This is a genomic window from Candidatus Poriferisodalis sp. (assembly GCF_965219595.1).
Classification (GTDB): Bacteria; Actinomycetota; Acidimicrobiia; order Acidimicrobiales; family Poriferisodalaceae; genus Poriferisodalis.
The window spans coordinates 2,378,031-2,392,583 of sequence record NZ_OZ244781.1; the positions used below are offsets into that span (position 1 = coordinate 2,378,031).

A 14,553-nucleotide genomic window follows, 5' to 3' on the forward strand; every position below is an offset into this window, starting at 1 on the left:
AAGCCCGGTACGCTGACCCGCCGTCACGCTGAGGGGTACGTCATGGGTTCGATCATCATCCTCGTCGCACTGTTCGCCATCATGTATTTCCTGATGATCCGGCCGCAGCGCAAGCGTGCCGCCGAGCGTGCCGCGATGCTGCGCGCTGCAGACATCGGCGACGAGGTCGCCACGGTCGGCGGGGTCATCGGCAAGATCGTGGCGGTCGAGGAGCCCGGCGAGGTGGTCTGCCTCGAGGTGGACAGCGATGTGGAGCTGCGGGTGCAACGCCGCGCCATCGGCGAGATCATCACGTCCGCCGGCGGCGGTGGCGCAGACGATCCGCCCGCATCGGACGGCGTCAACGAATCGGAATGATCCCGGCCGCAGCGCGCAGCGCAGGCATCGGCGCATTGGTCTGACGTGCGCCGCTCGCAGATCGTCTCGCTCCTTCTCGCGATCCTGATCGGGTTCGGCTCGCTCGCGGGCGTGCTGGCCGCGGGCTGGGCGCCGGTGCTGGGCGTGCAGCTGCAGGGCGGCGTGGAGGTGCTGCTGCGGCCCACAGCCCCAGCCGACGATGAACAGCTCGACCGTGCCATCGAGATCATCCGCTCGCGCGTCGATGCGCTCGGCGTGGCCGAGCCCGACATCACTCGCCAAGGCGAGCAGGTGGTGGTGCAGCTCCCCGGCGTCAAGGACAAGCAGCGTGCGGTGGACTTGGTGGGGCAGACAGCAGAGCTGCGGTTCCGGCCAGTGCTGCTGACGTTCAACCGCTTCGACGAGACCGAGCTCCGCTCTGCATTGGACCTCGCCAACGCTTACAACAGCGCGATTGCCGACGCCGCGGATGCCGAGAGCGAATCCGAGACGAGTGCAGACGACGAGCCGGCGCTCGACGGGGAAGCTGCCGATGACTCGCTGGGCGATTCACCGGCAGCTCTGGCCGACGGGCCCGAATCGGTCGAAGACCCTGAGATCATCGAGCCCGCAACGGATGCGTCGGAGGCAGACGAACCCGATGAGATCGAGCCCGACGAGACGCTGGAGCTCACGCGGTCGGAGGACGACCTGGCAGAGCGGACGGTCGTGCTCACTGACCATGGCGAGATCGTGGGGTATGTGCTCGGCCCGGCTGAGCTCACCGGCGAAGCGGTCGCCGAGGCAGCGGCAACGTTCAACAACGAGTGGGTCGTCAATGTCGATCTCACCGACGAGGGCGCTGTCGGCTTCGACGAGATCGCTGCCCGCTACTTCGGCCAGCAGGTGGCCATCGTGCTCGACGGCGTCGTGGAATCTGCCCCGGTCATCCGGGCCACCGAATTCGGGGGCACGGCCGTCATCTCGGGCACGTTCGACGAGGACGGGGCACGCGACCTCGCTGTTGCGCTGCGCTTCGGCGCTCTTCCCGTGGAGTTCGTGCAGGACGATGTGCGCACCGTGTCGGCCACCCTCGGCGAGGGAACGCTGCGTGCGGGCGTGATCGCCGGCATCGTCGGGCTGATCCTCGTGGGCCTGTACATGCTGGCCTACTACCGGCTGCTCGGCATTGTGGCAGTGGCCAGCCTGGCCATCAGCGGGTCGGTGCTGTGGTCGCTCATCAGCTGGCTCGGCGAGAGCCGGGGCCTGGCGCTGACGCTGGCCGGCACTACCGGCATCATCGTGTCGATCGGCGTCCAGGTCGACTCGAACATCGTCTATTACGAGCGGATCAAGGAAGAGGTGCGCCGCGGCAGGGCCGTGCGCTCGGCAGCCGATGCCAGCTTCAAGGGCGCCTTCATGACCATTGTGTGGGCCGACCTGGCGTCGCTCATCGGCGCGGGCGTGCTGTACCAGCTCACCAGCGGCACCGTACGCGGCTTCGCCCTGTATCTCGGGCTCGCAACGCTGATCGACCTGGCAGTGTCGTACTTCTTCATGCGGCCGCTGGTGGTGTTCATCGCTCGACGCCTGGTGAATGAGGAACCGCGGCGCCTCGGCGTGCTGCCGACAGCCGACGGCGATGCCACCCCGGCAACGGTGCCGACAGGAGGCACATCGTGATTGCAGCGCTGCGCACCTTCTACCGGGGCGAGAACGCCTGGGACATCCTGCGCCTGTCACGCAAGGTGCTCATCGGCTCAGCAATTGCTGTGCTCGTGTGCGTGGTGGCTCTGCTGGTGCGCGGCCTGAATCTCGGCATCGAGTTCGAAGGCGGCTCGGTGTGGGAGATACCGGTGCCCGAGGAATCTCAAGGCGCCGAAGCGGATGACGCGTCGACCGGTTCCGGCAGTGCATCGGTCGACAGTGTGACGACCGATGACGTGGCGTCGGCGGCCGCGGAGGCCGGCGTGCCCGATGCGCGCGTGCAGTTCGTGGTGGTCACCGGCGCGCCCGACATCTTCCGGGTGCGCGGCGTGCTGGGTCCCGATGCCGACAGCGCAGCGGTGGCCGGGGCGCTGGCCGATGCCGTCGGCGTCGACGTGGAGAGCCTGTCGTCGCGCCAGGTCAGCCCGTCGTTCGGCGACGAGGTCGCCGGCAAGGCACGCCGGGCGCTCGTGGTGTTCTTCGTGCTGATCGCGCTGTACCTGTGGTTCCGCTTCGAGTGGAAGATGTCGGTGGGCGCACTGATTGCGGTGGGGCACGACATCGTGCTGACGGTCGGCGCCTACGCCCTGTTCGGGTTCGAGGTGACGCCGGCGACGGTGGTGGCCTTCCTCACGATCATGGGCTATTCGCTGTACGACACGATCGTCGTGTTCGACCGTGTGAAATCCAACGAGCGGTCGTTGCCGGCGCGCAGCCACTTCACCTATCACGCGCTCGCGAACGTGTCGCTCAACCAGGTGCTGACACGATCGGTGAACACCTCGATCACCTCGGTGCTGCCCGTGCTGTCGCTGCTGGTCGTGGGCGCCGGGTTCCTGGGTGCGGGCACCTTGGCCGAGTTCGCCACGGCGCTGCTGATCGGCCTGTTCGTCGGCTCCTACAGCTCGATCTTCGTGGCGATGCCCACGGTTGCGTGGCTGAAGGGCTACGAGCCCGGCTGGGCCGCCGCGCAGGCTGCGGCCGACGCCGCCGGCCGTCACGACTCGATGGAAGCTGCCACCCAGGCGCTCGCCGCCGAGAGCTACACCCGCAGCGCCCCGCCCCGCCCCCGCAAGAAGGGCCGCCGCCGCTAGATCCGGCTCCAGATGACCGGCGAGGCGCGGCAGAATGGGAGTGTGAATCACTCCGCGTTCGGCCCGGTGCCGGCCGAGCACCGCAGCGAGAAGCTTGGCTAGGGCCATGCCTGCGGTGTCGCGCGTGCTGCCGTGGCGGCGCATCGCGAACACGGTCGCGGCCGACATCTCGCCGGTGGTCGAGCGTTACCGCCAGCGCTGGCCGAAGCGCTCGCCCGAGCTGGTCATCCGGGCGTACGAAGCGGCCGCACAGGCACACGAGGGCCAGCGACGCAAGACAGGCGAGGCGTACATCACCCACCCGGTCGCTGTGGCAGGCGTGGTTGCCGATCTCGGCCTCGACGACACGTCGATTGCCGCTGCGCTGCTGCACGACGCAGTGGAAGACACCAGCGTCGAGCTGGTCGCCCTGTCCGACGACTTCGGCCCCGAGGTCGCGGCCATCGTGGACGGGGTCACCAAGCTCGACCGGGTCCGCTTCGCCTCCAAGCAGGCTCAGCAGGCCGCCACCCTGCGCAAGATGCTCGTGGCGATCGCGAACGACCCACGCGTGCTGATGATCAAGCTGTCGGACCGGCTGCACAACATGCGCACGCTCGGTGCGCTCGGTGCTGCCAAGCAGGCCGACGTGGCCCGCGAGACGCTCGACATCTATGCACCGCTCGCCAACCGGCTCGGCATGCAGCAGGTGCGAGACGAGCTGGAAGACCTGGCTTTCGCGGCGCTGTACCCCAAGCGCTACGCCGAGATCGACCGGATGCTCGCCGAGCGCACTCCCGAGCAGGAGCGGTACGTCGACCAAGTGCTGACCGAGGTCCGCGAGCAGCTGTCGCGGATGAAGATCGAGGCCACGGTGACCGGGCGCAAGAAGCACCACTGGAGCGTCTACGAGAAGATGGTCATCAAGAACCGCTCGTTCGACGAGATATTTGACTTGGTGGGCATCCGGGTGGTGGTGCCGACGATCCGCGACGCGTACGCGGCGCTGGGCTCCATACACGCGACGTGGAAGCCGGTGACGGGCCGGTTCAAGGACTACATCGCGATGCCCAAGTTCAACCTGTACCAGTCGTTGCACACCACGGTGGTCGGTCCGTCGGGCACGGCCGTGGAAGTGCAGATCCGCACCGACGAGATGCACCAGCGGGCCGAGTACGGCGTGGCGGCCCACTGGCGCTACAAGGCCGAGCGCAACGGCAACGGCAACAAGAGCAGCAGCAACCGCAGCAAGGCGCAGCGCCACGGCAGCAAAGCAGAGCGTCACCCCAGCACCGCCGCCGAGGAGGACATGCCCTGGCTGAGCCGGCTGGTGGAGTGGCAGGCCGAGTCTGACGACCCGGCCGAGTTCATGCGCACGATCGCGAGCGACCTCGGTCACGGCGAGGTGTACGTGTTCACGCCCAAGGGCGACGTGGTGACGCTGCCGACCGGCGCCACGCCCATCGACTTCGCCTACGCCATTCACACCGATATCGGCGACACGCTCATCGGCGCCAAGATCGACGGCCGGCTCGTGCCGCTCGACCGGCAGCTGCGCTCAGGCGACACGTTGGAAGCGTTCACTTCCGACGATCCCGGGACCCGGCCGTCGCGTGACTGGCTGGAGATCGCCGTCACACCCCGGGCCCGCTACAGCATCCGGCGCTGGTTCGCCCGCTCCGACCGTTCCGAGTGGGAGGCGGCCGGTCGTGAGGCAGTCTCCGACGAGCTGCGGTCTGAAGGGCTCAAGGCGTCGCTGCTCATCGACGGCGACGAGATGCGCGCCGTCGCGGAGCAGCTCAGCCGAGCCGATCTCGACCAGCTCTTCGAAGCTGTCGGCAAGGGCGACGTGCGGCCCCACTCCGTGGCCAAACGGCTCCTCAGCAACCTGCGAGGTGAGGGCGACGGGGTGCAGCTGCCTGCACGCCCGGCCCGCCAGCGAGGCTCGCGCCGCCGTCGCTCTGCCGGTGTGCATGTCGACGGCCACGACGACGCGCTGGTGCGCTTGGCACGTTGCTGCAGCCCGGTGCGCGGCGACGAGATCTTGGGCTTCTCGACCAGCGGGCGGGGCATCTCGGTGCATCGAGCCGACTGTGCCAATGCGGGCGAACTGGCGACTGCGTCGGGTGCCCGCCAAGTCGAGGTGGAGTGGGACGAGAGCTGGGCGGGCGAGTTCGCCGCCGCGCTCGAGGTGCGCGGACTCGACCGCAACCGGCTGCTGCTCGATGTGGTGCAGGTGGTGTCGGGCCGCCACGACTTGTCCATCGCGAGCTGCGACACGTTCGTGGGCGACGACCAGGTGGCGGTGATGCAGTTCGAGGTGGAGGTGGGCGATCCCATCCTGCTGGACCAGTTGCTGGCCGCCCTGCGCGAGGTGCCCGGCGTGTTCGACGCCTACCGCACCATCGAAGGACTCGCCCGCACCGAATACTGACGCGCCGAGTTCTGAGGCTCTGGGGCAGCTAGGACTGGGGGCGGTAGGGCCGTAGCCTGCGCTGGTCATGTCCGGTACGCCTTCGACGCCCGCGAACCCTGCCGACAGCGGCGATGCAGCGGCCCTGAAGTCGTTCCGGACGCCGATCGGGACACACGATCTCGCACCGCCGGAATCCGGGCGCTGGGTGGCGTTGCTGGGTGCCTTCATCGCAGCCGCAGACCGTGCCGGATTCGGCTACTTGCAGACGCCGATCTTTGAGGACATCGGCGTTTTCGCCCGAATCGGCGAGGGCACCGACGTGGTCGGCAAGGAGATGTATGAGTTCTTCGACCGCAGCGACCGCCACCTGGCGCTGCGGCCCGAGTGCACGGCGTCGGTGTGCCGCGCCTTCGCCCAGCACCGCCCCACCACGCCGTGGAAGGTGTGGTACCAAGGGCCGTTCTTCCGCTACGAGGCGCCCCAGGCCGGCCGCTACCGCCAGTTCCACCAGATCGGGGCGGAGACGCTCGGCACCGACGATCCCGATGCCGATGTGGAGATCATCGCCCTCGCCGCTGAGTTCTTTCGCGCGATCGGGCTGCAGCAGGTACCACTGCTGGTGAACTCGATGGGCGACCTCGGCACCCGCGTGGCCTACGGCGAAGCGTTGAGCAGCTACTTGCAGCGCCGCGCCGGCGATGTGGACCCGCAGGATCGCGACAAGATCGCGCACCACCCGCTGCGCATCCTGGACTCCAAGCGCGAGGCGACGGCGGCTGTGGCCGCGGAAGCCCCGCGGATCACCGACTATCTCACCGCAGCCACGGCGGCCCACTTCGAGCGGGTGCGCGAGGGGCTCGACGCGCTCGGGATCGACCACGAGGTCGAGCACAAGCTCGTGCGCGGCCTCGACTACTACACCCGCACCACGTTCGAGTTCCGCGCCACCAGCCTCGACGCCGCCCAGGACACCATCTGCGGCGGAGGCCGCTACAACGGGCTCGTGGAGGCCCTCGGCGGGCCGCCGACGCCCGGCATCGGGTTCGCATTGGGCATTGAGCGTCTGCTGCTGGCCTGCGATGCCGAAGGCGTCTTCGAGGTTCCGGCACAGCGGGCCGAAGTGTGGGTGATCGACACGGCGGGCGGCGCCGCCGCTCGCGATCTCACCCATGAGCTCCGAGCCGTTGGAATCCGTGCTGACCGGGCCTTCGACGACCGGTCGATGCGGGCGCAGATGCGCGCTGCGGACCGTTCCGGCGCCGAGATTGCGCTCATCGTGGGCAGCGACGAGGTCGACGCCGGCACCGTGACGGTGCGACCGCTGCGACGCCCTGACGGCGGTGACGTCGACACGCCGCAGCAGACCGTGCCGCGGGCCGAACTGCTCCCCACACTGCGGCGCATCTTCGACGAGCTCAATGCGGAAGGCGTTGCGTGATGGGTGCCGGAGCGCGAACCGATTACTGCGGGCGTCTGGGCCGCGCCGACATCGGCCGGGACGTCACCGTGTGCGGCTGGGTCTCCCGGCGTCGTGAGCATGGTGAGCACCTCGCGTTCGTCGACTTGCGCGACCGCACCGGCATCGTGCAGTGCGTTGTGGACCACGCACACGATCTGCGCTCGGAGTACGTGCTGTCGGTGACCGGCACCGTCCGTGAGCGCCCATTGGATACAGCCAATCCCGACTTGGCCACTGGCGAGATCGAGATCGGAGATGCAACCGTCGAAGTGCTGTCGCGCTCGGAGCCGCCGCCGTTCCAGATCGACGGTCGCACTGAGGTCGACGAGATGCTGCGCATTCGCCATCGCTACTTGGACCTGCGGAACCCTCGCATGCACTCGAACCTGGTGAATCGGGCGCGGGTGAATGCAGCGATCCGGCGTTCGATGGAGGCAGCGGAATTCATCGAGGTCGAGACGCCGACGCTGGTTGCTTCGACGCCGGAAGGCGCCCGCGACTTCGTGGTGCCCAGCCGTCTGCATCAGGGCCGCTTCTACGCGCTGCCCCAAAGCCCCCAGCTGTTCAAGCAGCTTTGCATGGTGGGCGGCATCGACCGCTACTACCAGATCGCGCGGTGCCTGCGAGACGAGGATCTGCGAGCTGACCGGCAGTTCGAGTTCACCCAGCTCGACCTCGAGATGAGTTTCGCCAGCGGTGCCGAAGTGCGTTCCGTGATCAGCGAAGCGGTGGCCGCGGCGGCTGAAGAGATCACCGGCGTGCGCCCCGCGGCGATGCCCGAGATCACCTGGCACGAGGCGATCGACCGCTACGGGTCGGACAAGCCCGACCTGCGCTTCGGGCTCGAGCTCACCGAGCTCACCGAACTGTTCGCAGAGACCGGGTTCAACGCCTTCAAGGCGCCTGCCGTGCGGGGCATCCGGGTGCCCGGCGGCGGCGACATCAGCCGCAACGCGGTCGACGATCTCACCAAGCAGTGCCAGCGCTGGGGTGCCAAGGGTCTCGTGTGGATGCGGATCAGTGCCGGCGACCCGCTGGCCGACGGTGCCCGCAGCGCAGCGGGAGGACGGCTGGCCGTCACCTCGCCGGTCGCGAAGTTCATGTCCGACGCCGAGATCGACGGCGTGCTGGGCCGACTCGGGGCCGAGCCGGGTGACATGTGCTACCTGGTGGCCGATACTTGGCGCCGAGCCAGCGGGGTGCTCGGGCTGTTGCGGCTGGAGCTGGGCCGCCCGCCGGTGAACGAGGGCGGGTTGCACTTCCTGTGGGTGGTCGACTTTCCCCTGTTCGAAGATGTGAGCGCCGACGGTCTGCCGATCCCGGCCCACCACCCGTTCACCATGCCCCATGCCGACGATCTCGATGTCGTCGCGGCGGCTTCGGCGCGCATGGCGTCAGGCGGCGGCTTCGACGCTGACACCCTGCTGGGCGTGCGCTCGCAGGCGTACGACCTGGTGCTGAACGGCTGGGAGCTGGGCTCGGGCAGCGTCCGGATCCACCGGGGCGACATCCAGCAGCAGATCTTCGACCTGCTGGGCATCGAGCCAGCCGCAGCGCAGGAACGATTCGGGTTCCTGCTCGACGCGTTCCGCTATGGCGCTCCGCCGCACGCTGGCTTTGCGTTCGGCATCGACCGTCTCGCAGCGCTGCTGTGCGGCGAGGAGAACATCCGCGAGGTGATCGCGTTTCCCAAGAGCCAGTCCGGAGCAGATCCGCTCACCAATGCCCCGTCTGCGATCTCCGACGTCCAGCTCGAAGAACTCGGCCTCGCGATCGTGGCCGACGACGAGGAACTCACGTGAGCGCCGGCGATCTGGCCGCCGTGGTGGTGACTGTCTGCGTGGTCGTCGCGCTGGTGGCCCTGATCGCTGTGCTGACCCAGGCATTCGCCCTGATGCGCGAGCTGCGCCGCAAGCTGGACGACTTCGACTCCAAGGTTGGGCCGGCGCTGGGCCAGCTTGCGGATACCGCCGAGATGGCCCAGACCGAGATCGGACGGCTGCGCGACCTGCTGAACGTGGCGCAGAAGGTGGCCGGGCTGGCTGAGTCTGCCGGTGCCGCCACCGCGCGCGCCGCCGCAGCACCCGTCGACAAGGTCAGGTCGGCATTTTCTGTCTTGAAGGACCGTCTCGGCGACTCGGAGCGCGAGACTGCTGCGAGCGGCGAGACGGGGGAGCGCTGAGGTGTTCAAGCGGCTGAGGTGGCTGACGTTGGGCGCGGGCCTGGGTGCCGGCGCCTCGCTGTGGGTGCAGCGACGGCTGCGCTCGTTGCTGGACCGCTACGCCCCGGTGCGGGGCACGGCCAACGTGTTGGGCACGGCACGCCAGATGCGCCGCGACCTCCGATCGGCGTGGCGTGACGGCAAACGCCAGATGAACGACGCCGAACAGCGCCTGCGCGACGAACGAGACCGCCGCTGGGCCGAGCGCCGCCACCGCGGCGAAGCCGCCTGAGCTGTCAGCTCCTCAAGTCGCGGTGGAGGCTGGCTCAGAAGCTGGGAACGGTGTGCTGCGCTCCGTAGCAAAGATCCGGTCTAGCTCGTCTTGTGTGAACTCGTGTTGCTCGAATTCCTCGGACATCCTGAGGTAGTCCTCGTCAGTGGGTTCGTCGTTGAAGTCGGTCATGATCGTCGCTTCCCAAGGTAGCGAGCCAAGATTGGCCGGAGCCGCATCGCGTGGAAGATGATGAAGTCTTCTGCAGCAGGACGGTAGAGGATCTCCAGGAGGTTGCCTGCCCGGTCGGGGCCGATGCAAAGTTCCCTCGACCAGTCGCCTTCCGAATCAAGTTGGACGAAGCGCGCGCCGAACTCCCACGCGTGCTCGATATCTGCGGCAGGGATGCCGTGCCGCAGAGCCGAAGGGTGAATATCCACATCGAGAACATATTTCAATTGTTTTCAGAGTGTTTCACTGTTTTCTGAATTGACGAGTGCAGCGTCACACGCTGCTCGGCACAGCGGCCACGGAGGCCGCGAAGGCCCCTCGGTATCCTCTGGGGATGCGCGCCGGCGAACTGCGTGAAGCGTTCAACTCGTTCTGGGCGGAGCGAGGCCACGAAGTTCGCGCTTCCGCGAGCCTGATCCCGCACGAGCCCTCGCTGCTGTTCACCGTGGCGGGCATGGTGCCGTTCATGCCGTATTTCCTCGGCGAGGAGGTGCCGCCGACGCGCCGCATGGTCACCATCCAGAAGTGCGTCCGTGCAGGCGGCAAGCACAACGACCTCGACGACATCGGCCGCACGAACCGGCACTTCACATTCTTCGAGATGATGGGCAACTTCAGCTTCGGCGACTACTTCAAGGCCGAAGCCATCCCGTGGGCGTGGGAATTCGTCACCGAGGTGCTCGGACTCGAGCGGGAGAAGCTGTGGGTGACGGTGCACGTCAGCGACGACGAGGCAGCTGAGATCTGGCAGAGGTCCGTCGGCGTCCCGCCTGAGCGCATCCAGCGTCTCGACAAGGACAACTGGTGGGCGGCGGGCGATGTGGGACCGTGCGGACCCTGCAGCGAGATCTTCTACGACCTGGGACCCGAGCTCGGTGACGGCGGCGGACCGGCGCACGGCGGCGAGGACCGCTTCGTCGAGATCTGGAACCTGGTGTTCATGCAGTTCGCGGCCGACGGCACCGGCGACATGACACCGCTCGAAGCCCCGGGCATCGACACGGGCGCCGGCCTCGAGCGGATCCTGGCGGTGCTGCAGGGCGTGCCCGCAGCGTGGGACATCGACCTGTTCGCACCGCTGCTGGCCGAGGCCGAGCGCATCTGCGGCAAGACCTACGGCGCCGATCCCGAAACCGATGTCTCGATGCGTATCTTCGCCGACCACGCCCGCACGACGGCGATGCTCATCTCCGACGGCGTATTCCCTTCCAACGAAGACCGTGGCTATGTACTGCGCCGCATCATCCGCCGCGCCGTGCGCCATGCCTGGGTGCTCGGCGTCACCGATGTCGTGATGCCGCGGCTGGTCGAGATCGTTGTGGACGTGATGGGCGACCACTACACCGACCTGGTCAAGAACCGGCAGTTCATCGCCGATGTCGTGGCCCGCGAGGAGGAGCGTTTCCGCACCACCCTCGCCGCGGGCCAGACGATCCTGGACGAAGCGATTTCTGAGCTTGATTCGACAGAGCTCGATTCGAGAGTGCTCGAAGGCGGGGTCGCCTTCCTGCTCCACGACACGCACGGTTTCCCGGTGGAGGTGACCGAGGAGATCCTCACCGAGCGCGGCCTGAGCCTCGACCGCAGCGGCTTCGAGGCCGCCATGGAGCGCCAGCGCGAGCGAGCACGGGCTGGTCGGGCCGGCGGCCCGACGTTCGCGGACGAGCGCTACCGGGAGATCCTGGCGCAGTTCGGCCCCACCGACTTCGTGCGGGACGCACCGGCGGTAGCTGACGCCCGGGTGCTCGCCACCTTCGACATACCGCTCGGCGACGGGCAGGACGGTGACGACCGAGGCGGCGACCTGGTCGAGGTGTTCCTCGATCGCACGCCGTTCTACGCCGAGAGCGGCGGGCAGATCGGCGACATAGGCAACATCACCGGTCCCGACGGCAGCATCGAGGTGCTCGACTGCACGTACGCACTCGCCGACCTACATCGCCACATCGGGCGCGTCGTCGACGACGGCGTCGAGGTCGGATCGCTGGTGACTGCGGCGATCGACGACGAACGCCGGGCGGCGATACGGCGCAACCACACGGGCACCCACATCTTGCACTGGGCTCTGCGCGAGGTACTGGGTGACCACGTCAAGCAGGCGGGCTCGCTGGTGGCGCCCGATCGTTTGCGCTTCGACTTCAGCCACTACGAGGCGGTCAGCCGCGACCAGCTGCGCGAGATCGAGCGCGCCGCGAACGCCGAGATCATCGCCAATGGCCGCTGCCGCCACTACGAGACCTCGATGAGCCACGCGCAGGCCATCGGCGCCATCGCCTTCTTCGGCGACAAGTACGGCGACGTGGTGCGGGTGCTCGAAGCCGGCGAGCACTCGACTGAGCTGTGCGGCGGAACCCACGTGGCCGCGCTCGGCGATATCGGGCACCTGCGCATCGTCTCGGAAGCGAGCATCGGCTCGAACATGCGCCGCATCGAGGCGGTCACCGGTTTCGCGACCGTCGATCGGCTGGCCGACGCCGAAGACACCCTGGACTCGCTGGCCGAGATGCTGAATGCGCAGCCCGACGAGATTGCCTCAGCGGTGCAGCGACGGCTGGACGAGGCCAAGGAGCTGCGCCGCCAGGTGCGAGACCTGCAGCGCTCCATGGCCGCGTCACGCGCCGACGAGCTGGCGGCCGGGGCCGCTGACGGCGTCGTTGTCGCCGATCTCGGCGATCTGGAACGGGACCCACTGAGGGATTTGGCAGTGTCGGTGCGCGACCGCGACGGCATCCGCGCCGTGGTGCTGGCCTCCGCGCCGGCGGCCGGGGGAGTGGCGCTGGTCGCTGCGGTTGACCCGGGCGGCGATCTGTCTGCGGGGGATCTGCTGCGCGACGCGGCCCGCACCGTCGGCGGCGGCTTCGGCGCCAAGGGCGACCCACCGCTTGTCGTGGCCGGCGGCCGCAACCCTGAGGGCATCGGCGAGGCCCTGGCCCAGGCCCGAGCGGCAGCACTCGGGGAGTGAGTGGAGCGCCGGGCCCGATGATGCGGGCTGTCGGCGTGGATCTCGGCTCGGTGCGCATCGGCGTGGCCATTGCGCCGGCTGATGCTGCGGTGGCAGTGCCATATGAGGTCCTCGAACGCAGCGGCGAGCGTGCCCGAGACCACGAAGCACTCGCAGGTATGGTCGCTGACGTGGGTGCGGAGGTGGTCGTGATCGGCCTGCCGACCTCGCTCGACGGCAGCGAAGGACCGGCTGCGGTGGGCGTGCGAGCCGAGGCCGACGAGATAGCGGCGGCACTCGATGTGCCGGTGGTCTTGCACGACGAGCGCTACACGACCGTGAGCGCGGAGCGCATCCTCGCCGACCAAGGCGTGCGCGGCCCGGCTCGCCGCAAGGTCATCGACAAGGTGGCGGCCGCGGTCATCTTGCAGTCGTGGCTCGACGCACGTGCCTGACCGCAGCACCGACATTGAGTCGACCGCTGCTGGTCACGCAGCGGAGGCGGACTCTGGGACGGCGACGCGTGGTGACGCCGCGGCGCGTGAAGCAGATGCGCTGCGCCGACGCTCGAGCTCTGGGAAGGCTTCGACGCGGCTGCCGGTGCCGGTGCGCACGCTGGCCGCGCGAGTAGCCGACATTGCGGGCCTGCTGCCCCGCCGGGATGCGCCCGGACAAGAACCGGGTCTCGCGACTGCGGCACCCGGTGTCGAAGTGGGCTCGCGGGCGGCGCCAGCGACGGCTAGCCGTTCGGCTACAGATGCGGCAGATCGCCAAGTGCAGCTGCTCCCACCGGTCGGCGGGCCTCCTGCTGCGCCGGTGCAGGGTCGCCGCGGCGTCGACTTCGAGGTGGTCAGCACCCGGCGCGGGCCTGGCACCTGGGGGGCGTTGCTGTTCCTGATCGTGCTGGGCGCCGTCGCTTGGACGTCGGGCAGCCGGGCGTACCGGTGGGTGCAAGAGCAGCTCGATCCGCCGGGCGAGCCCGGTGCCGAGATCGTGCTGAGTCTGCCGCGAGGCTCGAGCACAGCAAGCATCTCCGACCTGCTCGCGGCCGAGGGCGTCATTGCGAGTTCGCAGGCGTACGAGTGGTACGTCCGCCTGCGGGGCGGCCCCGCATTCCAGGCCGGGGAGTACACGTTCCAAGCCAACTCGTCGGTATGGGAGACCATGGCTGTGCTCGAAGCAGGGCCGAGCCGCGTCGCCCAAGCTCCCCAGCAGCCCCTCACGATCCCCGAAGGCCGGACCATCGCCCAGATAGCGGAACAGCTCGACGAGACGGAGGGCCTGAGCTTCGGCGGCCCGGAGTTCGTCGAAGCCCTGCGCAGCCAGCCGGTGCTGTCGCTGGTGGCACCCGTGCCGCGTTCGCTTCCCGACGGTGTGTTCGAGCCTGCCGAGGGGCAGGTGTTCGCCGACACGTACTTCTTCGACGCACGCACCAGCGCCGAGCAGCTTGTGGCGCAGATGACCGAACGCCTCGACGAGGTGCTCGCCGAGCTGGGATACGACGACGCTCCGAGACGCGTCGGCCTCACGCCCTACGAGGCGCTGATCGTGGCCAGCCTCGTGGAACGCGAGGCCCAGACGCCCGAGGACCGGGCGAAGGTGGCCCGTGTCATCTACAACCGGCTCGCCCGAGGCTGGTCGCTCGGACTCGATGTGACCGTGTTGTATGCAGTGGGCGGGGAGGAGCTGACCGCCGAGACGCTGGCGGTGAACTCCCCGTACAACACCCGTGTGCTTGTGGGCCTGCCGCCCACGCCGATTGCAGCTCCGGCCCGCTCATCGCTCGAAGCGGCGCTGAATCCCGCCGAGGGACCGTGGATGTTCTTCGTGGTGACCTCGCTCGATGGAGAGATCTCGTTCTCGGAGACCGACGAGGAGTTCCAGCGCGACAAGGCGGTGTGCATCGAGATCGGCCTGTGCAACTGACGCGTGGCGAAGGCCACCTGGGCGAGTCGTGC

The 14,553-nt window shown here is 68.5% G+C and carries 13 protein-coding genes; 11 read left to right on the forward strand and 2 right to left on the reverse strand.

Annotated elements, in window-relative coordinates; genetic code table 11:
- Window positions 1-42: 42 nt before the first annotated feature.
- The 8 genes from yajC (at window position 43) to ACOQPE_RS10635 (ending at window position 9,444) form a co-directional block, all read left to right on the forward strand.
- A complete protein-coding gene (yajC, locus tag ACOQPE_RS10600; RefSeq protein WP_420608879.1) occupies window positions 43-357 on the forward strand; it encodes a preprotein translocase subunit YajC in 315 nt (104 codons plus the stop codon).
- Between the two features lie 45 nt (window positions 358-402).
- On the forward strand, window positions 403-2,019 hold the full coding sequence (secD, locus tag ACOQPE_RS10605) for a protein translocase subunit SecD (protein ID WP_420608880.1): 1,617 nt from the start codon (window positions 403-405) through the stop codon (window positions 2,017-2,019).
- Entirely contained in the window at window positions 2,016-3,137 is a 1,122-nt protein-coding gene (gene secF / locus ACOQPE_RS10610) for a protein translocase subunit SecF (RefSeq protein ID WP_420608881.1), read from the forward strand. Before secD ends, secF begins: the two co-directional genes overlap by 4 nt.
- A 106-nt stretch (window positions 3,138-3,243) precedes the next feature.
- A complete protein-coding gene (locus ACOQPE_RS10615; RefSeq protein WP_420608882.1) occupies window positions 3,244-5,550 on the forward strand; it encodes a RelA/SpoT family protein in 2,307 nt (768 codons plus the stop codon).
- A gap of 67 nt (window positions 5,551-5,617) precedes the next feature.
- Window positions 5,618-6,970 carry a histidine--tRNA ligase gene (hisS, locus tag ACOQPE_RS10620; protein WP_420608883.1) on the forward strand — a complete coding sequence of 451 codons (1,353 nt, stop codon included), beginning with the start codon at window positions 5,618-5,620 and terminating at the stop codon, window positions 6,968-6,970.
- Window positions 6,970-8,793 (forward strand): aspartate--tRNA ligase, encoded by a 1,824-nt coding sequence (gene aspS / locus ACOQPE_RS10625; RefSeq protein ID WP_420608884.1) that lies wholly within the window; start codon window positions 6,970-6,972, stop codon window positions 8,791-8,793. The genes hisS and aspS overlap by 1 nt, the downstream gene beginning before the upstream one ends.
- Window positions 8,790-9,173: a hypothetical protein gene (locus ACOQPE_RS10630; protein ID WP_420608885.1), complete on the forward strand. Its 384-nt coding sequence runs from the start codon at window positions 8,790-8,792 to the stop codon at window positions 9,171-9,173. The genes aspS and ACOQPE_RS10630 overlap by 4 nt, the downstream gene beginning before the upstream one ends.
- A gap of 1 nt (window position 9,174) precedes the next feature.
- Window positions 9,175-9,444, forward strand: a complete 270-nt coding sequence (locus tag ACOQPE_RS10635) for a hypothetical protein (protein WP_420608886.1) — start codon at window positions 9,175-9,177, stop codon at window positions 9,442-9,444.
- Between the two features lie 12 nt (window positions 9,445-9,456).
- Here the strand turns inward: ACOQPE_RS10635 and ACOQPE_RS10640 are convergent, their stop codons facing one another.
- Together ACOQPE_RS10640 and ACOQPE_RS10645 are read right to left on the reverse strand one after the other, a co-directional pair.
- Window positions 9,457-9,615, reverse strand: a complete 159-nt coding sequence (locus tag ACOQPE_RS10640) for a hypothetical protein (RefSeq protein WP_420608887.1) — start codon at window positions 9,613-9,615, stop codon at window positions 9,457-9,459.
- Window positions 9,612-9,881: a hypothetical protein gene (locus ACOQPE_RS10645; protein WP_420608888.1), complete on the reverse strand. Its 270-nt coding sequence runs from the start codon at window positions 9,879-9,881 to the stop codon at window positions 9,612-9,614. Before ACOQPE_RS10645 ends, ACOQPE_RS10640 begins: the two co-directional genes overlap by 4 nt.
- A 107-nt stretch (window positions 9,882-9,988) precedes the next feature.
- Here ACOQPE_RS10645 and alaS point away from each other — a divergent pair, with 107 nt between their 5' ends.
- From alaS to mltG, 3 genes are all read left to right on the forward strand, one after another.
- Complete coding sequence (gene alaS / locus ACOQPE_RS10650; protein ID WP_420608889.1) at window positions 9,989-12,616, forward strand: alanine--tRNA ligase; 2,628 nt, start codon at window positions 9,989-9,991, stop codon at window positions 12,614-12,616.
- Complete coding sequence (gene ruvX, locus ACOQPE_RS10655) at window positions 12,613-13,050, forward strand: Holliday junction resolvase RuvX (RefSeq protein WP_420608890.1); 438 nt, start codon at window positions 12,613-12,615, stop codon at window positions 13,048-13,050. The genes alaS and ruvX overlap by 4 nt, the downstream gene beginning before the upstream one ends.
- Window positions 13,051-13,369: 319 nt before the next feature.
- Window positions 13,370-14,521, forward strand: coding sequence for an endolytic transglycosylase MltG (gene mltG / locus ACOQPE_RS10660; protein ID WP_420608891.1), 1,152 nt, complete (start codon window positions 13,370-13,372; stop codon window positions 14,519-14,521).
- Window positions 14,522-14,553: the final 32 nt, after the last annotated feature.

Bases quoted from the DNA above. Each gene is read 5' to 3' on its own strand.
- yajC (WP_420608879.1), top strand. From the start codon at position 43: ATGGGTTCGATCATCATCCTCGTCGCACTGTTCGCCATCATGTATTTC.
- ACOQPE_RS10615 (WP_420608882.1), top strand. From the start codon at position 3,244: ATGCCTGCGGTGTCGCGCGTGCTGCCGTGGCGGCGCATCGCGAACACG.
- hisS (WP_420608883.1), top strand. From the start codon at position 5,618: ATGTCCGGTACGCCTTCGACGCCCGCGAACCCTGCCGACAGCGGCGAT.
- aspS (WP_420608884.1), top strand. From the start codon at position 6,970: ATGGGTGCCGGAGCGCGAACCGATTACTGCGGGCGTCTGGGCCGCGCC.
- ACOQPE_RS10640 (WP_420608887.1), bottom strand. From the start codon at position 9,615: ATGACCGACTTCAACGACGAACCCACTGACGAGGACTACCTCAGGATG.
- alaS (WP_420608889.1), top strand. From the start codon at position 9,989: ATGCGCGCCGGCGAACTGCGTGAAGCGTTCAACTCGTTCTGGGCGGAG.